Annotated in this window: 14 protein-coding genes, 1 rRNA gene and 1 riboswitch; of the genes, 10 read left to right on the forward strand and 5 right to left on the reverse strand. The window is 53.9% G+C overall.

Features of this window, described 5'->3' with window-relative positions; all coding sequences use genetic code 11:
* Window positions 1–145: 145 nt before the first annotated feature.
* The 4 genes from pth to CCALI_RS00725 all read left to right on the forward strand — a co-directional run bounded on the left by pth (window position 146) and on the right by CCALI_RS00725 (window position 5045).
* Complete coding sequence (gene pth / locus CCALI_RS00710; RefSeq protein WP_016481548.1) at window positions 146–730, forward strand: aminoacyl-tRNA hydrolase; 585 nt, start codon at window positions 146–148, stop codon at window positions 728–730.
* A 245-nt stretch (window positions 731–975) separates the two neighbouring features.
* Window positions 976–2513, forward strand: a 16S ribosomal RNA gene (locus tag CCALI_RS00715).
* Between the two features lie 298 nt (window positions 2514–2811).
* Entirely contained in the window at window positions 2812–4038 is a 1227-nt protein-coding gene (locus CCALI_RS00720) for an MFS transporter (protein WP_016481549.1), read from the forward strand.
* A gap of 752 nt (window positions 4039–4790) precedes the next feature.
* On the forward strand, window positions 4791–5045 hold the full coding sequence (locus CCALI_RS00725) for a hypothetical protein (RefSeq protein ID WP_016481550.1): 255 nt from the start codon (window positions 4791–4793) through the stop codon (window positions 5043–5045).
* A gap of 162 nt (window positions 5046–5207) precedes the next feature.
* On the opposite strand, the gene CCALI_RS00730 is transcribed toward CCALI_RS00725, so the two are convergent.
* The 3 genes from CCALI_RS00730 to ruvC form a co-directional block, all read right to left on the reverse strand.
* The gene (locus tag CCALI_RS00730) at window positions 5208–7205 is read right to left on the reverse strand and encodes a DUF6785 family protein (RefSeq protein ID WP_016481551.1); all 1998 of its coding nucleotides are present in this window, start codon (window positions 7203–7205) and stop codon (window positions 5208–5210) included.
* 175 nt (window positions 7206–7380) lie between these two features.
* Window positions 7381–10395, reverse strand: a complete 3015-nt coding sequence (locus CCALI_RS00735) for a tetratricopeptide repeat protein (protein ID WP_016481552.1) — start codon at window positions 10393–10395, stop codon at window positions 7381–7383.
* Between the two features lie 179 nt (window positions 10396–10574).
* Window positions 10575–11069: a crossover junction endodeoxyribonuclease RuvC gene (gene ruvC / locus CCALI_RS00740; RefSeq protein ID WP_016481553.1), complete on the reverse strand. Its 495-nt coding sequence runs from the start codon at window positions 11067–11069 to the stop codon at window positions 10575–10577.
* Between the two features lie 241 nt (window positions 11070–11310).
* Window positions 11311–11450: riboswitch (cobalamin riboswitch) on the forward strand.
* A 146-nt stretch (window positions 11451–11596) separates the two neighbouring features.
* Between ruvC and CCALI_RS00745 the strand changes: the two genes are divergently transcribed.
* From CCALI_RS00745 to pgi, 6 genes are all read left to right on the forward strand, one after another.
* On the forward strand, window positions 11597–12559 hold the full coding sequence (locus tag CCALI_RS00745) for an ABC transporter substrate-binding protein (protein ID WP_016481555.1): 963 nt from the start codon (window positions 11597–11599) through the stop codon (window positions 12557–12559).
* Window positions 12534–13118: a bifunctional adenosylcobinamide kinase/adenosylcobinamide-phosphate guanylyltransferase gene (gene cobU, locus CCALI_RS00750; protein WP_016481556.1), complete on the forward strand. Its 585-nt coding sequence runs from the start codon at window positions 12534–12536 to the stop codon at window positions 13116–13118. The genes CCALI_RS00745 and cobU overlap by 26 nt, the downstream gene beginning before the upstream one ends.
* The gene (locus CCALI_RS00755) at window positions 13115–13825 is read left to right on the forward strand and encodes a Dph6-related ATP pyrophosphatase (RefSeq protein WP_016481557.1); all 711 of its coding nucleotides are present in this window, start codon (window positions 13115–13117) and stop codon (window positions 13823–13825) included. The genes cobU and CCALI_RS00755 overlap by 4 nt, the downstream gene beginning before the upstream one ends.
* A 25-nt stretch (window positions 13826–13850) precedes the next feature.
* A complete protein-coding gene (cobT, locus tag CCALI_RS00760; protein WP_016481558.1) occupies window positions 13851–14906 on the forward strand; it encodes a nicotinate-nucleotide--dimethylbenzimidazole phosphoribosyltransferase in 1056 nt (351 codons plus the stop codon).
* A complete protein-coding gene (cobS, locus tag CCALI_RS00765) occupies window positions 14896–15669 on the forward strand; it encodes an adenosylcobinamide-GDP ribazoletransferase (protein ID WP_044948731.1) in 774 nt (257 codons plus the stop codon). The genes cobT and cobS overlap by 11 nt, the downstream gene beginning before the upstream one ends.
* 87 nt (window positions 15670–15756) lie before the next feature.
* Window positions 15757–17406: a glucose-6-phosphate isomerase gene (pgi, locus tag CCALI_RS00770; RefSeq protein WP_016481560.1), complete on the forward strand. Its 1650-nt coding sequence runs from the start codon at window positions 15757–15759 to the stop codon at window positions 17404–17406.
* A 114-nt stretch (window positions 17407–17520) separates the two neighbouring features.
* Here pgi and lon read toward each other — a convergent pair whose 3' ends face one another.
* Complete coding sequence (gene lon / locus CCALI_RS00775) at window positions 17521–20061, reverse strand: endopeptidase La (protein ID WP_016481561.1); 2541 nt, start codon at window positions 20059–20061, stop codon at window positions 17521–17523.
* A 68-nt stretch (window positions 20062–20129) separates the two neighbouring features.
* On the reverse strand, window positions 20130–20570 hold the full coding sequence (locus CCALI_RS00780; protein ID WP_016481562.1) for an Hsp20/alpha crystallin family protein: 441 nt from the start codon (window positions 20568–20570) through the stop codon (window positions 20130–20132).
* Window positions 20571–20668: the final 98 nt, after the last annotated feature.

The raw sequence follows: 20668 nt of genomic DNA on the forward strand, positions 1-20668 counted from the left end.
CTCCTAAGATACATGAGGTCCTCCTGTCAAGAGCCCTGCAACGGGGCAGGGTTGGCTCGTGCACCGAAGGTAGTTGCGGGCACGAGCCAATTTTTTGATGCGGCTTTCTGCGGTAGAATGGCAGTTGAAAGGAGAGAGTAGTTTTGTGAGGCTCATTGTTGGGTTAGGCAATCCGGGGCGTGAGTATGCCGGAACCCGTCATAATGTGGGGTTTGAAGTGGTGACGCTTTTAAGCAAGCGCCACGGTATTCCTCTGAGCGAACGTGGCTTTCGTGCGCTTTACGGCAGGGGAGTCATAGAGGGAGAGCCTGTCTGTCTTTTTCTCCCAATGACCTATATGAACCTTTCAGGCGAGGCGGTCGGAGCGATCAGTCGTTTTTATCGGATTCCGCCTGAGGACATGATCGTGATTTTAGACGATGTAAACCTGCCATTGGGGCAGATTCGATTACGGGCGCAGGGAAGTTCGGGTGGGCAGAAAGGCCTTGAGAGCATTCTGCAGCACCTCGGCACTGAGGCGGTGCCGCGGGTGCGAGTAGGCATCGGTAGGCCTTCCGATGGGGATGTGGTCTCCTACGTGTTATCCCGTTTCAAAAGGGAGGAGGAGCCACTCGTGCAAGAGGCGACGATGAGGGCGGCGGATGCGGTGGAGTATGTTTTGAAGGAGGGGTGGAACAAAGCAATGAGTCGATTCAATCGTCCGCAGGTTACACCAGAGACGCGATCGTAGGTGCGGAAAAAATTTTTGGTTTTACCCTTGACAACACAGCGGCCTATGGCGTATAATACGCCTTGCCTTCGGATGAGCGCTTCAGAGGAAGCACGAAGGCTAAAGCTCTTTGACAATCGTGTGATGACGTTTTGTGTGGGCTCTGTAGAGTTCACAACGTTTTGCGTGCCACACAAATCGAGCAGGGATCAACACTACCAAATACGTCTGCGACCCGCCTTTTAGGCGGTTTAGCATACTGGTTTTCAACGGAGAGTTTGATCCTGGCTCAGGACGAACGCTAGCGGCGTGCCTAAGAAATGCAAGTCGAGCGGGGAGAGCTCCGCAAGGGGTTCTTCTAGCGGCGAACGGTCGCGTAACGCGTAGGCAACCTGCCCTACAAGACCGGGATAACACCTCGAAAGGGGTGCTAATACCGGATGGTGTCGTACGGAGGCATCTTTGTACGATGAAAACCGGGCGAAGAGCCACGGGCTTGAGGAGGGGCCTGCGTCCTATCAGCTAGATGGTGGGGTAACGGCCTACCATGGCGACGACGGGTAGCTGGTCTGAGAGGATGGTCAGCCGGACTGGGACTGAGACACGGCCCAGACTCCTACGGGAGGCAGCAATTAGGGATCTTGCGCAATGGGGGAAACCCTGACGCAGCGACGCCGCGTGGAGGAGGAAGGCCTTCGGGTTGTAAACTCCTTTTCTTGGGGAAGAAGGAAGTGACGGTACCCAAGGAAGAAGCCCCGGCTAACTCCGTGCCAGCAGCCGCGGTAAGACGGAGGGGGCGAGCGTTGTCCGGATTTACTGGGCGTAAAGGGCGCGTAGGCGGGGGAGCGCGTCTACTGTAAAAGTTTGGGGCTCAGCCCCAAAAGGTCGGTAGATACGGCTCTTCTTGAAGCAGCTAGGGGGAGATGGAATTACCGGTGGAGCGGTGAAATGCGTAGAGATCGGTAGGAACACCCGTGGCGAAGGCGGTCTCCTGGGGCTGTCTTGACGCTGAGGCGCGAAAGCTGGGGGAGCGAACGGGATTAGATACCCCGGTAGTCCCAGCCCTAAACGATGGATACTAGGTGTCAGGGGTATCGACTCCTCTGGTGCCGTCGCTAACGCAGTAAGTATCCCGCCTGGGGAGTACGGCCGCAAGGTTGAAACTCAAAGGAATTGACGGGGGCCCGCACAAGCGGTGGAGCATGTTGTTTAATACGTCACAAACCGTAGAACCTTACCAGGGCTTGACATGCGGCGCACCGTGGTGAGAGCCACGTTCTCCGCAAGGGGACGCCGACACAGGTGTTGCATGGCTGTCGTCAGCTCGTGTCGTGAGATGTTGGGTTAAGTCCCGCAACGAGCGCAACCCCCATCCCATGTTGCCATCGGGTAGTGCCGGGCACTCTTGGGAAACTGCCGGGGTAACTCGGAGGAAGGTGGGGATGACGTCAAGTCAGCATGGCCCTTACGCCCTGGGCTACAAACATGCTACAATGGACGGTAGACAGAGGGTTCCGAACTCGTGAGGGGGAGGCAATCCCAAAAATCCGTCCACAGTTCAGATCGCAGGCTGCAACTCGCCTGCGTGAAGTCGGAATCGCTAGTAACCGCAGATCAGCGAAGCTGCGGTGAATACGTTCCCGGGCCTTGTACACACCGCCCGTCACGTCACCTGAGTTGCCTGCACCCGAAGTCGGTGGGGCAACCCCGCAAGGGGAGCTAGCCGCCGAAGGTGTGGGGAGCGAGGGGGACGAAGTCGTAACAAGGTAGCCGTACCGGAAGGTGCGGCTGGATCACCTCCTTTCTAAGGGTTATGGGGGGAGGATAGAGAGGAGTGCTGAAACCTTCAGCCTCTCTACATACCTCCTACCACCTTGATGTCGATATCTCTGCTCGAGTGCTCCGCAAGACGCGCTCTACAGAGCCCACACAAGCCGTCGTCACACGATTGTCTTTCCCTGCTTTGTTCCGCCTTCTTCTTTCGTGAGTCTTCGTACAGCCATCTTGAAGGCCCAGCACATCTCTTGTCTTGCCCCGCTCCCATAGGAAACAGGCCAAAAGATGGAACCGATCCTCTTAAAAACCTCCGATGAAGCAATGAAATGAAACAAGATCCTACCTCGCCATCCACCGATTCTGCTTCAACTTCCATAGACGTACGTCGTGCGGCTTTACGGTTCGTGCTGTTGATAAGCGTTCTTAGCTTCTTCGCCGACTTCACTTATGAAGGCTCACGTAGTATTACCGGCCCCTATCTAGAAACGCTACGTGCCAGCGCCTTCGTGGTAGGTGCTGTAGCCGGTTTTGGAGAGCTATGCGGCTATGCCTTACGCTTCTTCTCAGGACGCTTAGCCGACATCACGGGGCGTTTTTGGCCGATCACGATTTTTGGCTATACCGTCCAAATGCTCTCGGTACCGGCCTTGGCGCTGACAGGCAGTTGGCAAGCGGCAGCGACATTGATCGTGCTTGAACGGATAGGCCGTGCCATTCGCAACCCCCCGCGCGATGTGATGCTTTCTCATGCGGCCAAACACATGGGTGGCTATGGATGGACTTTCGGAGTACATGAGGCTTGCGATCAGTTCGGCGCTTTATGCGGGCCTCTCGTTATCGCGCTGGTGCTGGCTCATCACGGGAAGTATCACGAGGCCTTCGCCGTGCTGTTGGTGCCGGCGCTCATCACACTGGGTTTTGTGTGGATCGCTTGTCTGCTGTACCCGAGACCGCAAGACCTCGAACCAGCTTTCATCGATCAAGGTCCGCCGACCTCCTACTCACGGGCGTTTTGGGTCTATCTTGTGGGGGCTGCCCTGGTTGCCATCGGTTTTGCGGACTACTCGTTGATCGCTTATCACTTTGCGCGTGTGCATAGTGTGCCATCTGCAGTGATCCCTATTTTCTATGCGGTGGCCATGGCCGTTAGTGGGGGAGCATCCTTACTGTTTGGGCGCTTATTTGACAGGTATGGATTTCCGGTGCTTGTCGGTCTCACCATGGTGGCATCGTTGTTTGCCCCTTTGGTGTTCCTCGGTGGATTTTGGGTAGCACTGATCGGAGCGGCCATGTGGGGCATGGGAATGGGAGTTCATGAATCGATCATTCCTGCCACTGTTACTCCGATGGTACCTCCGCAGCGCCGTGCCTCTGCATTCGGGCTATTTACGGCGTGCTATGGCATATTCTGGTTTTTGGGCAGTGCGGTGATGGGCTTTCTTTATGACCATTCACGTATAGGAGTTATTGTGTTTTGCATGATAACGCAATTAATGGCAGTACCGCTTTTTCTGTGGGTTAGTCGTAACAGGTCGCTTTCTTCAGAGGGGTAGATTAGGTTGGAGCTGATAGGAGCTCTTAATCGAAATTTATCGTCCCATTAATACGTTCTTAAACTTGAGCGGCTATGATAAAAATCGAAGCGGCTCCGCGAATGCGCCGCGACACTCTCTCCTAGTAATATCCCGGCCTGCAAAGGCCGGGGATTTTTTTGTGAAGACCGAGTGCATGAAACGAGAGATTGCATTGGAAGAGGTAGGCGCATAGGGCCCCGTGCGCCTACATTTCTTATTGGTTGGGCTAGAGGATGGGATCGCGGCTCTATTGCCAGTCGGGTGGCTGTGAACTGGTCGTAGAGCAGGGGGCAAGTTCTGTCTGTTGCGCCGCGGTCGTTTATTTTGGGGATCGTCGAGAAGGCCTATGCGAAAAAATGAAACTTTTTGGCGAGTTGTACGTCTATCTCTAATGAAAGCATATGAAAAGACGCCAAAAGATGAAAAAGTGGACTAGTGGATGCAACTAGAAGCCTTTAGAAGCAACATATGCAAAAAATGGAGAAAAAGAATGGGCCGTCGCTGTCTGCAGCGGGGCATAGGGCTTTTCGTGAAAGTGATGCAGGGGCTGCCGGAGCGGGATCGAGGATATGGCTAGACCAAAGAAGCCATTCCTAAATAGGCATACGACCCCGTTACACAGCCCGCACCTGCTTGACAGTAGGCCGGGTATTTTTGTACCCTCTTGGACGGGGGCTACGAACTTGCCAAACAGACGGCTTTGAGACGACAATAGAAAGGATGATAAGCAGATGGCACCTTTAGTGAGGGAGAGACTAGATACACGGCCAGCGGTAGGGGCGCTGTCGAAGCGGCAACAACAGCAGCATGAGGCAGTGGAGCGTTTGATCGCTCTTCTCGACCCAATGGGAACCGATGCCTACATGCAGGCACAAAACGACATTCTGCGTTTGGCACGTCTGCGCGCCGCTCGTGCCCGATATGTGCTTTGCAACTCTGACGGTGTGGCGTTGGCTCGCAACATGCGTCGGTCGTGTGAAAAGTGAACCGCGAATAGCTAAGAATGTGTTGAGTTGAGCATTGTAGCACATAAGCCGGTGGGGCCTAGGCCTCGCCGGCTTATGTATTTAGAATAGAACCCAGTCAGGTGATGGAAGGAAGTCTGTTATTCGGAAACCACGACACGAAGACAGGGAATGTTGGGAAAGCTACTGATTCCAACCGAGGCGCCCGTTGATAGAGACGCTGTAGGTCGCAAAATGGTTGTGCGTCATACTGTAGACTGCCCAGATGGTCTCCGCACAAAACTCCGCAAGAATGATGCCTAAAGCTACTTGGTGCAACTTATCATGTCCTTTAAGACCATAATACTTCTCTACGAAGAGTTTGATGAGATAGACGATAAGAAGACCAAACCAGAAGTAGTCGAGGCCAAAGTTCATGGCAAGCGCATACCCTACTGGATGGAAAGGAAAGCCTGGTACCTGAAACCGAATAAAATCGAGAAGCAGCACGACACAGAAGCCGATAAGGACGAACAGGATCGCTACGATGTTAGGGGGCTGATGTTTGGTAGTAAAAGAGCTGACGGTGCCGGATACGTCTCCTCCAACATCGCCAGCTCCCCAGACGTATCCGCGATAGATATAGATGAGGTGTCCGAGAATGCTGCCGACCACCATGGCAAGGAGGATGGCAATGAAGAGCGCCCGCTGGTTGATGCGCGCTCTTTCACCCATTTTCATGGCCTCTAGTTGGTGCGGCATGGGGTGCGTGCGATGAATGCGGTTTAGGAAGAAGAAGGTGTTGACCATGCGACTTACCCCAGCTTCGGGTAGGTTTTGGGTGCCGGCAAAATCTACGATCATCTGGTTCGGCCCCATAAAGGCCATTTCATGAGAGGGAGGGCCCACCTGTGCACGCATACGCGTAAGAGCGACACTGAAGATGAGGAAGAGAACAATGGTAACGAAAGTCATCCATAACGGAATACCGATGTCCACGCCAATAACGCAGAGAGCCACGACGCTAAGCACAAGACCAGCAAATGCGACGCGGTGGGGCACTCCGCGATCGCCCGGAGGATGCCCATGAAGTATCTGTTGCCACACCTCCCGAAGGTAGCCACGGGCCACCCAAATCGCCATGACGAAGAGCCCGATGAAAGCCCCCCAACTCTGTTCGCTGAAGTAGGGTGGGCTGGGCACGAGCCCGCCACCGCCAAAAACTCCCGCGCTTTGTGTGTAGCCGATCGCGTAGGTAAAGACCTGAAGCGCCTTGCGGAAAAAGAAGAAAAAGATGCAGGAGAAGAGGAGATCGGTGGGCATAAAAAAGCCGATGACGGCCATGTAGGGGAAGATGCCGATGGGAGTCCAACCGATGGCATTAAAGGGTGGATTAGGAAAGAGCTGCTGGAGATCACCGATGAATCGCACGTTGATGAGGGGCAGATTTGGGTAGAACTGGTGGAACCCATTGATGATGTCAATTGCGAACATAATAAGGAAAGCACCCGTGAAGTAGCGGTTTTTCCAGAGAGGCAGACGCCCGGCGCCCATCTGCACGACGGCGAGTGGCAACTGGATGATAGGGAAGGCAAGCTTTTCGCGATTTGTCCACTCATCGCGCATGAGGCTATTGATGCAGAGCATAGCGAAGCCGACGAGCCCCACAATGAGAGTCCATCCGAGAACATAGCTCCACCAGAGATGGAGGTGGGTTAAAAAATAGTGGAAGCCGTGCCCACCATCTCGATAATCTTTGAACTTATCGGCGTCTTGATAGGGCACAAACAGCCAGGTGGTGATGTAGGGCAGAATTTTGTTCCTGTAGTCGGAGTTGCTGCTGGCGTAGAGAGCATAGGTGGCGATGTGAGGATTAACGATGTTCATCCACTCGGCACAAATGGCACCGAGCACAGTGTGCATACCGTAGAAGATGATCAGTTCTCCTTCGGTAAGTGCCCATCGCCTTGAGATTTTACGTACGCCAAGATTGATGATGGCAACGACGAAGGTCATAATGACCGGTGGAATCATCAGCGAGAAGATGACATCTACAACCTGGTCGGCCGTCCAGTAGGCTGTTAAGGGGGCTAAAAGGAGCGCTAGGAGCGTGACGCGAAGGCTTATCCAGCCTCTTCCTTGAGGCCTACCTTCTGAGAGGGTTGTTTCTAGACTGTCTGCGGTTTTAGAAAAGTTCGCCACGTTGTTTTGTTACGGTTGATTGCTGAGAATGCAATTCAGAAGTACGCTAATCCCAGACGCACTGCGATATCCGTGCCTAAAGTCGGAGAAAGCAGCAAACTACTCCTACAGTTTACCTCATAGAGCGTTTCTTTGCCAAAATGCAGTGAATGAGAAAAACCCCCTCTGATACTTGCTAGAGAGTGCGAATCTGTTCAAAAAGGGATTGGGTTGCAATCTGGTGGCCGCTTTCGAGGGCTTGTTGGAAGGGCTCTGAGCCGAGTGTGGCGTTAAGTTGAGACCGTAGCCGCTCCTGGGCGCTTTTGCGGATGGGGGGAATCGGCATTTCGAGAAGCGACGCGTGTTGGTCGTAGGCACCCAGCAGTTGAGCGGCAAGGGCGTAGTTCTTTTGGGCAGCAGCGAGTTCGGCAGCGGTTTCGATGACGAGAAGGCAGAGAAAGTGGCTCGATATCTCACGGCAGGAATCAACGACCTCATGCAAGATCGCCGCCGCTTGGGAGAGCTCGTTAAGGCGAATGAGAGTAAGACTGCAGTCGCAGAGCGCTGTGGCCGCATTAACACGGTTACCAAGTTGTTGAAAAAGCTGGACACTCTGTTCACTATAATCAAGAGCCTCTTCCAGATCGCCCTTTTCTCGCGCAATGTGGCCAAGGGTAAGAAGGGAGAAAGCGATGCCACGTTTATCGCCAATCTGTTGGCGGAGGGTAAGGCTTCTACGACAAAATGCTTCTGCTTGAGCGTAGTCGCCGTTCAGGAGAGCCACGCCCCCGAGGTTGTTGAGAGAGGCAGCGATCCCCTTTCGATCTTGAAACCTCTCGCGCATCTCAATACTTTCCTGGTACTGTTTTGCCGCCTCCGCATATTTGCCTAGAAAGAGGGCAACATTGCCAAGAGCGTGTAACAGATTCGCAATGCCTCTTTGGTCTTTAAGGGTACGGCGAATCTCCAAGGCCTCCATATAGTAGGCTCGGGCTGAGGGGCATTCGTTGCGAGAAAGCGCCGAATCTCCTAGCCCTTGAAGTGCTTCTGCCATGTCGATACGAGAGTCGAAGTTTTTTAGCGTTTCGTAGGCGGCGGCGAATCGAGTGAAAGCGGCATCGTAATCGCCGCGGGCATGTGCGATCTCGCCTTCTACCACGCGAGTATGGGCAGCGGCGAGCAGATCGTTATGTTGTAATGACAGCTGCAAACTCTCTCGAATCGCATATTCAGCGATATCGTAATTTCCCTGTTTGCAAGCTAGGGAGGCGAGTACATGCAGGGCCTTCGCTTTTAGTGGGGATGAAGGGACTCCCTTCTCTCGAAGAAGATGTTGAAGGAGGTCTTGACCTTCCTGTAGTTGGTCACGTGCGAGCCAATGGCGCCAAAGTGCGATGGCCAAGCGCAGACGAAGCTCTATCGCCACGTTCGGCTGGGTAAGCACAGCCCGTAGATTATCGTTGTCTCGCTCCAGTCGTGAAAACCATTCTTCCTGATCGGGACCGGGAATGCGCTCAGCGGCCTCTTCGACCCACTGCGTAAACCACTGAGCATGGCGTTCTCGGAGCATGGGCTCCTCGCCGCTTTGCCGAAGGAGTTGGAGGCTATATTGACGCATAGGCTCTAGCAGTGAAAATCGGTCGGCATGCGTATCGTAGTTCACGAGGGAGCGGTCGGTAAGCAGAGAAAGCGTGTCGAGGACGTCGTAGGTGGGCAAAAAGGCGGCATCGGTCGAGCGGTCATCGGTATCTGCACAGATAGCCTCGGCTGCTTCCAAAGTCCATCCTCCCGTGAAAACAGCGAGGCGTTGCAGGAGTCGCTTTTGAGGCGGGGTGAGGGGAGAGTAACTCCAATCAAGGGCGGCACGAAGGGTTTTATGGCGTGAGATGCTGGTACGCGGAGATTGCGAAAGCAGCTGAAACATATCGCCAAGGTGAGACTCGATATCTTTCAGCGAAAGGGCCCGACATCGGGCGGCCGCAAGCTCGATGGCAAGCGGGATGCCATCAAGACGCCTACAGATCGAGGCAATGTAGTTCAAGTTCTCCGAAGAGAGGGAGAGATCGTTGGTCACGGCCTGGGCGCGTTCCAGAAAGAGCTTCACGGCCTCGGATTCGATTAATCGTTCTGGTAGACCGAAGTCATCGTTCTGCGGCAGCGAAAGAGAGGGAACACGAAAGGTGACCTCACCCGTGATATTAAGCGGTTCTCGACTAGTCGCCACGATCTTGATGTAGGGACAGGTATGAAGCAGGGTATTGGCAAACTGCGCCGCCGCCTCGATAAGATGTTCGCAATTATCTAGGAGTAGAAGCACACGCTGGCTTTTGAGATGTTCCAAAATGGCCTCTTGTGCGGATGGGTAGATCGGTAGAGCTGCAACACCAAGGGCATTCGCTACAGCATGGGGAATGAAGCTTGGATCGGCGATCGAGGCTAGTTCTATGAACCAGATGCCATCGGAAAATTCGGCCTGAAGACGTTCGGCAAATTCGATGGCAAGGCGCGTTTTACCACATCCGCCCGAGCCAGAAAGAGTTAAAAGACGGGTTCGATTTAAAAGCTGCTCGAGCTGTTTTAGCTCTTTCTCCCGGCCAATAAAGCTGGTAAGAAGAGTTGGAAGGTACCCTTTGATGGCATCGGGAGGAGATGACGTCGGAAGCATAGGGAATTGAGTGGGCAAACCGGGAGCCACAAGCTGATAGATCGGCTCGGGAGTATAGATATCACGTAGGGCGAGGGTGCCTAAATGCACCAGTGAAAAGCCTTCTGGAAGGTTCGATTCGATTTTCTGGGCTGTGGTGGAGGAGAGGAGAATCTGCCCACCGTGTGCGATCGCGCGTAGGCGCGCGCAACGGTTTACTGTAGGGCCAAAGTAGTCTCCCTCGCGCAGTGTGGCCATGCCGGTATGAAGCGCCATACGTACTTTGATGATGGCGAGCGCCGGAGGCCATGCCGCCTGAAGGAGAGACATTTGAAATTGTGCTGCCGCAAATGTGGCTTTTAGCGGGTCGGAAAAGACGGCGAAGAGGCTGTCGCCTTCTCCTCTGCTTTTGATGATAGTCCCATCATACTGTTGGATAGCGTGAATAGCGATCCTGTCATGTTGCTCAAGTGCGAGTATCATCTCCTCAGGGTGAGATTCCCATAGGCGGGTACTTCCCTCTATGTCGGTGAGGAGAAACGTTACTTGGCCGGTAGGAAGTCGCATTATATCACCTCCGGCTTATTCTCTCGTGCAGCAGGGCTTTCCACAGCGTGCAGACGAGGGTGTGATGCGTTTTGATAAACCTTGATTTTAAGGGGGAATCCCACGAAATAGATGCGGTCTATCTAACTATATTCTAGCATAACCGATTGCCGAAAGCGAGTGATGGAATAGGAGGAAAACTAACTCAGATTTTGGACTTTACGTAGTGGAGCGGAATGGGCATGACAAAGGGCAATAGCAAGCGCATCAGCGGCGTCGTCGGGGGTAGGCGGGTTGGGAAGTGCAAGTAGCTTTGTTATCATGTACTGTATCTGTTTCTTTTCGGCGCGCCCATAACCGACGACCGCCATCTTCACCTCAGCCGGCCGGTACTCTATCCAGGGGATCGCTCGTTGCGCTGCGGCGAGGAGCACAACACCGATGGAGCCACCAACGGCAAGAGCCGTGTTAACGTTGTTGGCAAAGAAGAGCTTTTCCGTGACCAGCACATCGGGATGCCATTGGCTGAGAAGATCGTTGAGTTGTGTATAGAGCGAGAGCATGCGGTTGGGAGTAGGGAGGTTTTTATCGGTGAGAAGAACCCCATGTGCCAAATGTGTAATTTTGTGATCTTTCACTTCAAGAAGGCCATAGCCGGTGATAGCGGTGCCGGGATCGATTCCAAGAATAACCATAATGGACGCCTTTTAGGAGATTTATTTTTTAGTTATACCTCCTCATGAGGAGTACGTGCTGATGTGCTTAGAAGGCCGTTGCATATCCGTGGACAAGGGGGCTTGTACAAGTACATGACCTAGTGCGATAAACGACGGAAGGCAGGCGAGAGCCATCGCTAGGTAGCCTCCTGCCTAGGCCTTTCTCGTAATTTGCTAGATGGCGGCTCCCTGTAGGATCCGCGAATCAGCAGAGGTATAATAGAGCAGTTACGGCGTAGGCACCGGTTCGTGGCCGGTCTACGTTGGGGGGAAGTCCGGTGAGAATCCGGCACAGTCGCGCTGCGGTGTGTCCTCCTATAGAGGATGAGTCCGAATGCCCACCTACGCTGCATCACTAGGCCCTTCGCGTCAAAGGGTGTGATGGGTTTGAGAACTTTTTCAGCCTGTGGTTCCTCGCTAAGCTGTTCTCCTCTGAGGCCGTTCAACGGCCAAGGTGATACCCTCTCCTTGAGCGCGCAGGGGCATCGCAGAAGTGGGAGAGGGAAGTGAAGTTTCATTTCATCTTCGGCATGGTATTTCTTGCTGCCGTGTGTGGCGGCTGTGGCCGTTATCCTGCTGCTCACGAGGTTCGGCCAAAGCTTTTTCCCTCCAGCGGCTCCCCCTGTGTTCTTCGCGATCAGACGGGTTTTCGGCTAGTTCTTACAGCGTGTCCGCGCCGGATCGTTTCGTTAGCGCCAAGCAACACGGAGATAGTGTACGATTTAGGCGCTCAGGATCGGATTGTTGCTGTAACCACTGCCGACGATTACCCACCGTCTGTAAAACGAAAGCCGAAGGTGGGGCCTATGATGAACGCATCCATCGAAAACATTCTGGCTTACCATCCCGATTTAGTTTTGGCTTTCGGCGGGCTGAACGATCGGGAGATCCGCCAACTGCGCTATCTGCACGTTCCCACGTTGGTGGTGGATCCGCACAATCTTAGTGAGGTTTATGCTTCAATTTTGCTTATCGGGCGTGCGGTAGGAGAGAAGGAGAAGGCGAGCTTGCTAGTGCAGACCATGAAGAGACGGCTTCTCCAAATAGAGCGAATCGTGGCGCATGCGAAACGCCGACCAAAGGTGTTGATGATATACCAATTGAATCCTATCTACACAACAGGCTCGAACTCATTTATTGACGATGCCATCGAATATGCTGGTGGAAGAAATGCAGCGCTCACGTTGTCGGCAGACGATACTCTTTCTCCAGAAGAGGTTGTGCTGGCTCAGCCAGATGTGATCGCATGCAGCCCAGATCTCGTGCCTTATGTAGTACGGATGCCTGGGTGGAAAGAGAGCGTGCCGGCGGTTCGGTATCGGCGATTTTTTCCGGACGACAGTCCACAGGGCACACTCGTGCGGCCTACCCCAAGGTTGGTAGATGGCATCAAGAATCTCGCCCACTTCCTCCACCCCGAACTCTTCACAAAGGAGACAAAGCATGTCCACACAGCTCTCAAAGGCTAGATTTATCTTCGTGGTGGGTGGTGCTCGTAGCGGCAAGAGCCGCTATGCACAAAATCTGGCGAAGACGCTTGCCGAACAGCGCTTAGGGAGGGTGCTTTTCATTGCCACGGCAGAGGTGACCGACGAGGAGATGGCGGCGCGTATTGCATATCACCGAAGGGAGCGGCCTCAAGAGTGGGACACCATTGAAGTACCAATAGAGGCTGCCGATGCCATTCTTGCTCGCAAGGGACAGTACGACGTTATTCTCCTAGATTGTATCACGCTATTTCTGAGCAATCTTTTGCTTTCCATGCAAGAACAGCCGCGTGATCAGATCGAAATTCGGATTCGACAGGAAGTGGAGCGTCTCTGTGCTGCCGCACGCGCGAGCGAGGCCGATGTGCTTTTTGTTAGCAATGAGGTTGGTCTAAGCCTGCATCCGCTTACCGCTTTAGGACGTCTTTTCCAGGATATTGCCGGCAGGGCGAACCAGATCATTGCGGCGGCAGCTGATGAAGTGGTGTTGATGTTTTGTGGCATTCCCTTGAAAATCAAGTCGCAGGAGGGAAGCGATTGAGGAAAGCGCGTGTGATCGTCTCTTGGAGTACCGGCAAGGATTCGGCGTGGACGCTCTATCGCCTGCAGCAGATGCCGGATATCGAGGTGGTTGGGTTGCTGACAACGGTAAACGCGGCGTTTCAACGCGTTGCCATGCATGCGGTTCGAGAGGTGCTGCTTGAGGCACAGGCCGAAGCGGCTGGGGTGCCCCTTATTCGGGTTCCGATTCCGTGGCCGTGTACGAACGCGCAGTATGAGGAAGCGATGCGCCGCATCGTCTATGAGGTCTGCCCCCAAATGGGAGTTACCCACATGGCGTTTGGCGATCTTTTTTTGGAAGATGTTCGCGCTTATCGTGAAACTCGGCTGGAGGGGACTGGCATTACCCCTCTGTTCCCGTTATGGGGGGAGCCGACGGATAAGCTAGCGGCGCAGATGGTGAGGGAGGGTTTGGAAGCTGTGATCACCTGTGTGAACCCTGAGCAGCTTTCAGAAACATTTGTGGGGAGGGTGTTTGATGCGGCATTCTTGTCGGAGCTGCCAGAGGGGGTAGACCCTTGTGGAGAGCGTGGGGAGTTTCACTCCTTTGTCTACAAAGGGCCGATGTTTCGTCATCCTCTTTCGGTGGTAGTAGGTGAGATCGTACGGCGAGATGGTTTTGTATTTGCCGATGTACTTCTTGCGGAGAGGCGTCTAGAGTGCGAAAGACGTAGGGGGTCTTTTTAACTACAAAGGGGGTGGATGAGGGAAAGTGGAGCTAAAACTACCAGAGATACCGGAGCTATCACGGCAGCACCGCTTAGCGGCTCAGGAGCAGCTTGATCGGAAGACAAAGCCGGTAGGAAGTTTAGGCCGTTTAGAAGAGCTGGCCGTTCAGCTTTGTGCGATTCAACACAAGGTGCCGCCGGACACGGCTAGAAAGCGCATTCTTGTTTTCGCCGCCGATCACGGTATTACAGAGGAAAAGGTTAGTGCCTATCCGAGAGAGGTAACCGCGCAGATGTTAGCCAACTTTGCTGCAGGAGGAGCCGCCATCAATGTGTTAGCGCGGTTAATGGGTGGTGAACTTTTTGTTGTAGACGTGGGGGTAGCTGCGGAGCCGGTGGTCGGGGTCAAAAACCGCAAGGTGCGTTGGGGAACACGAAATTTTGCGCATGAGCCAGCGATGACGGTTGAGGAGACCCTGCAAGCGCTAAACGTTGGAATAGAGCTAGCGTTTGAGGCGGCGGAGGATGAAGTAGATATCCTCTGCTTGGGGGAGATGGGCATCGGTAACACAACGGCCGCAGCGGCGCTGCTCTGTTTGCTGACTGAAGCCAGAGAGGAGCAGGTTGTTGGGCGAGGGACAGGGCTAACGGACGCACAGCTAGAGCACAAGCGCGCCATTGTGGCTAGAGCGGTAGCACGCCATCGAGAGTGGGTGAAAACCCCTTTTGAGGCGCTCTGCGCTGTAGGTGGGCTGGAGATCGCGGCGCTCGTTGGCAGTATGATAGGGGCGGCGGCCAGTAAAATCCCCGTGATCGTGGATGGATTCATTGTAACGGTAGCTGCATTGGTAGCCTATCATCTAACCCCGAAAGCAAGAGATGCACTTATTTTTGCCCACCGTTCTGAGGAGTTAGGGCATCGGTATGCGCTGGAGCTTTTGGAAGCGAATCCACTGCTCGATCTCGGCATGCGCCTTGGGGAGGGGAGCGGTGCCGCATTAGCGAGTTTTTTGGTTGAGGCCGCAGGACGCATTTTAAGGGAGATGGCGACTTTTGCAGAGGCTGGGGTCAGCGAGCGGGAAGAGCAAGATGTTACGTAGAGAGTTAGCCTATCTCGGAGCCGCCATGATGTTTCTTACAAGGCTGCCTTGCGCGCGCTGGGCACGAATGCACACAGAACAGATGGCTCCTAGCCTTCGCTACTTTCCGCTGGTCGGTCTTCTTATAGGTGTTATAAGTGCAGCGGCCTATAAAGCGGCGCTTGAGTGTCGTTTTTCGGCACCGGTTGGAGTGCTGGCTGCTATGGGGGCTGCCATTGTTTTAACGGGAGCTTTTCATGAGGACGCATTTGCGGATTGGTGCGACGGTTTTGGGGCTTATACTCCCGAAAAACGGCTAGAGATCATGCGGGATAGTCGGTTGGGTACGTTTGGGGTTGTAGGTCTCTTTTTTCTCCTCGCGTTCAAGGCCGCTCTGCTGGCGAGCATGCCCCGTTCATGGGTCCCTTGGACCTTGATTGTGGCGCCATGTGTCGCACGATGGGCCGTTCTTGCTACCTTCTATCGAAGCCCTTATCGGGCTGTGCCAAACTCGACAGTAGCATTGTTCGCAGGAAAAGTTTCAGGTAAGGAGCTATGGATTGGCACTCTATTGGCTGCTACAACCGGGTTGATCTACGGCTGTGTGCCCATTGCAGGCTTGTTGTTAGGGGTAGGAAGCGCGAGTCGGCTTTTGGCGGCTTACTTTGTGCGTCAGCTTGGCGGACTTTCTGGGGACTGTTTGGGGGTTATTGTAGCGCTATCGGAACTGCTAACGATGATAGCTCTATCTCATGTACGCCCTTTCATCCTGCATTTCTTATGAGGAGATGTGGCGGACGAATAGACAGGTAGAGGGAAGAGGAGTAAACTATAGGTGCTGTAAACCGCACAGAACGGATAGGAGAAAAGGATGAGCCGGTTAACCGAATCTGAAGTTTGGAAGGCACTTCAGGAGCATTATCGTCAGATCGAGCCACTGCATATGCGCGACCTCTTTGCAAAGGATCCGGGGCGTTTTGAGAAGTTTCATCTACAGTTCAACGATATCCTTGTAGACTACTCGAAGAACCGCATTACGGAAGAGACGATGCAGTTGCTCTACGCTTTGGCACGAGAGGTGCAGCTAGATCGTTGGATAGAGCGCATGTTTTCCGGTGAGAAGATCAACGTTACAGAAAATCGTGCCGTACTCCACGTAGCGTTAAGGAACCGCGCTAATCGTCCCATCTATGTAGATGGGAGGGATGTGATGCCGGAGGTAAACGCTGTATTAGCGCACATGCGAGAGTTTACCGAGGCGGTGCGCAGCGGGCGTTGGCGTGGGTATACGGGGAAAGCGATTACAGACATCGTCAATATTGGCATTGGCGGTTCCGACCTTGGCCCAGTGATGGTGACCGAGGCGTTGAAGCCCTACGGCAAGCCAGATTTACGCGTTCACTTCGTCTCGAATGTAGACGGCACGCATATCGTTGAAACGCTCAAACAGGTGCATCCGGAGACAACGCTGTTTTCCATTGCCTCAAAGACCTTTACTACGCAAGAGACATTGGTGAACGCCCATACGGCCCGCGACTGGTTTTTGCGCTATGCGCACGATGAGGCCGCCGTTGCTAAGCATTTCGTAGCGCTTTCGACGAATGAGAAGGAGGTTGTGAAGTTTGGCATTGATCCCAAGAACATGTTTGTTTTTTGGGATTGGGTTGGGGGGCGTTACTCGCTTTGGTCTGCGATAGGGTTGTCCATCGCTCTCTACATCGGTATGGACAACTTCGAGGAGTTGCTCACAGGCGCCTTTGAGATGGATGAGCACTTTCGGCACACGCCTTTTGAGCAGAATATTCCAGTGACGTTGGGTTTGTTAGGCATTTGGTATAACAACTTTTTCGGGGCGCAGACCCACGCCATCTTGCCGTATGATCAGTACATGCATCGGTTTCCAGCCTATTTTCAGCAGGGTGACATGGAGAGCAATGGCAAGCGTGTTGATAGAGACGGCCATGTAGTGGACTACTCCACCGGCCCAATCATTTGGGGAGAGCCAGGCACCAACGGCCAGCATGCTTTTTATCAGTTAATTCATCAAGGTACGAAGTTGATCCCTTGTGACTTCATTGCACCGATCGAAACCCATAATCCAATTGGAGAACACCACAAGATCCTCCTTTCCAATTTCTTCGCCCAGACCGAGGCCCTGATGCGTGGTAAAACGGAAGAAGAGGTGCGGAAAGAGTTAGAGGCTGCAGGCATGAGTGGGGAGGCTTTAGAGAAATTGGTGCCGCATAAAGTATTTCCTGGAAATCGGCCCACGAACTCTATCTTGGTTCAAAAGATAACCCCGCGCACACTTGGTTCGTTGATCGCTATGTACGAGCATAAGATTTTCACGCAGGGTGTTATTTGGAATATCAACTCGTTTGACCAGTGGGGAGTGGAGCTAGGGAAGCAGCTGGCCAAAGCGATTCTACCTGAACTAGAGGGTACACAGGAGGTTACCGGTCACGATTCATCAACAAATGGCCTCATCAATCATTACAAACGGCACCGTTTGCGTGAGTAACGGAGTTAGGTCGCAATCTCCCTTTTGCGCTCATGTCGGCGTGAGCTGAAGCGTGCATCCTAAAGAAACCTAGGGGAAGTGCACTTCCCCTAGGTTTGGTTCTTCTCATGTGCATCAGGCAGGCATGGAGGGTGCGATCGGCTCTACTTTGCGGATTCTCTTTTGGCCCGGCGCTTCCTTTTCTCTCGAGTTGGCGGTCTCAGTATGTTCTGCAGAGTGTTTCCGTGGTGGTTCGAGAGCGAGGTTGAGCGCCTGTTTTACATCCTTGATAAAGTGAAAATGCATCTCTTTTCGGATTTCCGGTTTTAGGTCCTCATAGAGATCTTTCCGGTTTCTTTCAGGTAGGAGCACCGTTTTAATGCCTGCGCGTCGCGCACCGAGCACCTTCTCTTTAATACCGCCCACCGGCAGCACCTTGCCCGAGAGGGTCACTTCACCCGTCATGGCCATGAGGGGACGTGTGGGGCGACCGCTAAAGAGCGAGGCTAATGCCACCGTCATGGTAATGCCGGCGGAAGGGCCGTCTTTCGGGATGGCACCTGCAGGTATGTGGATATGGATATCGTGTTTTTCGTAGAAGTCGGGCGGGGCACCGATTTCGGCGGCATGAGCACGCACGTAGGAGAGGGCCGCTTGCGCCGACTCACGCATGACGTCGCCCACCTGGCCGGTAACGATAAGCGTGGAGGGACGGTTAGAGGTGATGGGCATGGCAGTGGCCTCTACAAAGAGGATATCCCCACCCATTGGGGTCCAGGCAAGACCGGTGGCCACTCCAGGCCGTTCCACACGTTCCATAGCCTCCTCGTTCTCGAAGCGGGGTGCTCCAAGATACTCCTCCACAACGCGCGGTGTAATTTTACGCGTCTTGTAGCGCCCTTCCGCAAAGTCACGTGTAGCTTTACGACACACGGCGGCGATCTCTCGCTCAAGATTGCGTACTCCAGCTTCCCGTGTGTAGCCACGCACGATGAGTTGCACGCTCTCTGGGGTGAAGTGGATTTTGTTTTGAATGCCGTGTTCTTTCGTCTGTTTCGGGATGAGGTGCGCCTGAGCGATGGCGATCTTCTCTTCTTCCGTGTAGCCGGCGATTTCGATGATCTCCATGCGGTCGCGTAGCGGCGGAAGAATCGTGTCTAGTACATTCGCGGTGGCGATGAAAAGCACTTTGCTGAGGTCAAACGGCACATCGAGATAGTGGTCTCGGAAAGTGCAGTTCTGTTCTGGGTCAAGCACCTCAAGGAGGGCGCTCGAGGGGTCACCACGAAAATCCGCCTGCACCTTATCGATCTCGTCGAGCATAAAGACGGGGTTATTGGTTTCGGCACGACGGATACCTTGGATGATCTGGCCGGGGAGGGCACCTATGTAGGTGCGTCTATGGCCGCGAATTTCGGCCTCGTCGTGGACGCCTCCAAGCGAGATGCGCACGAACTTTCTCCCAAGCGCATGGGCAATGGAACGTCCTAGTGAGGTTTTGCCCACGCCTGGTGGCCCAACGAAGCAGAGAATGGGTTGTCGCACAGGGCCTTCGGTTTTGAATTTGCGTACGGAGAGATATTCGAGGATTCGGTCTTTCACCTTATCGAGGCCGTAGTGGTCAGCGTCGAGCACCTCTTTCACGTGCTTGATGTCAAGATTATCCTGGGTGGATACCTGCCAAGGCATAGAGGTCATCCATTCCAGGTAGGTGCGTGTGACGTTATATTCGGGCACAGCCGGGTTCATCCTGCTAAGGCGGTTCAGTTCGCGTTCGGCCTCTTTGCGCGCCTCTTCCGGCATGCCGCTCGACTCGATCTTTTGGCGTAGTTCCTCAATATCTTGGGTGCGTTCATCCCCTTCGCCGAGCTCTTTTTGAATTTGTCGTAGGTGCTCACGCAGGTAGTATTCCCTCTGCGTTTTGCCGAGCTCTTGCACGACCTCCGATTGAAGGCGGTTGCTCAGTTCAAGCAGCTGCACTTCGCGCGAGAGAAGCTCCAAGAGGCGATGCAGGCGCTGTTTGATGGGGATGATCTCGAGAATCTCCTGACGCTCTTGGAAGCTGATGCGTGGCAGTTGAGCCGCGATGAGATCAGCCAACGCGCCTGGGCCTTGCACGCGCGAGGGCAGGCTCTGCATCTCGTCCGGAAGGTCGGGTGAGAGCTGAACGATGCGTTGGAACAGCTGGCTAACGGAGCGACGCAGAGCCTCTACTTCTAGTTCGTCCTCCTTAGGAACCTCCGGCTCTGGGATCAGTCGGATGCGAGCGCGCATGTAGGGAGTGGTTTGCACCAGCTCCACGAGTTCAAATCGGCGCAAGCCCTGCACGATCAGGCGGATACCTTCGGGCACCTGGGCCATCATCTGCACGGCGACAACGGTGCCAATGGTGTAGATGTCGTTAATAGTGGGCTGTTCTATGGTGGGGTCTTTCATGCAGGTCACGGCGATCAGCCGGTTGCCGCCCTGCAGCGAATCGTGCACAAGGCGTACAGAGCTTTCGCGTCCCACACCGAGAGGGGCCACTAGCATAGGGAAGATAACCACTTCCCTCAGAGGAAGGAGGTTCAACTCTTCCGGAATGGGTGGTGTCTCCGAGCGCGAGGCATCGTTCGTCTCTGATTCGTTGCGCTCAAGGAGTTCGAAAGGTATGTCAAGTTCTTTGTTTGTGGCCATTTTTCTTTCCTCGTTCGCTCTTGCAAAGTTTGCGAGAGCACAGGTTTGGTGAAGTGATAATTGCTGAATTAAGACGACTCTACCTGGATGCGACGCGCTGCAGGTAGCAGCGGTAAGCGCACAATAAGGAAGCCGTCTCGATAATGAGCGGACAGGTTCTCTGCATCGAACCGAAGTTCCGGTGGCAAGGCGATAAGGCGTTCGAAGGCGCCGTAGTAGATTTCAAGGTGATGGCATCTACGGCGACCCTCGATATCGGCAACGCTTTCTTTGCGCTCTCCTCTCACGAGAAGTTGATGAGTCTCTTCCGAGAGGGTTATGTCTATATGTTCGACCTGTACTCCGGGCAGCTCCACTTTCACGATGAGGGCATCTTCCATCTCATACATGTCTATAGCAGGTCGCAAGGGGCGTGCCTGCAGAACGCTGTCGGGGCCGAAAGGAAATTCGGCGTCCACACGGATGAAGATAAGCTCGTTCGGGTGGAAGCCAAATCGGTAGCGTGTCATAGGTTTACGCTCGGTTCGATGAACGTTGTTATTTTTAGCTAGCCTAAGAGTTACGACGGACAGGATATAGAAATCGTACCTGTTAAGATTACGCAGCA

Origin of the sequence: Chthonomonas calidirosea T49, from assembly GCF_000427095.1 — a bacterium.
Taxonomy (GTDB): Bacteria; Armatimonadota; Chthonomonadetes; order Chthonomonadales; family Chthonomonadaceae; genus Chthonomonas; species Chthonomonas calidirosea.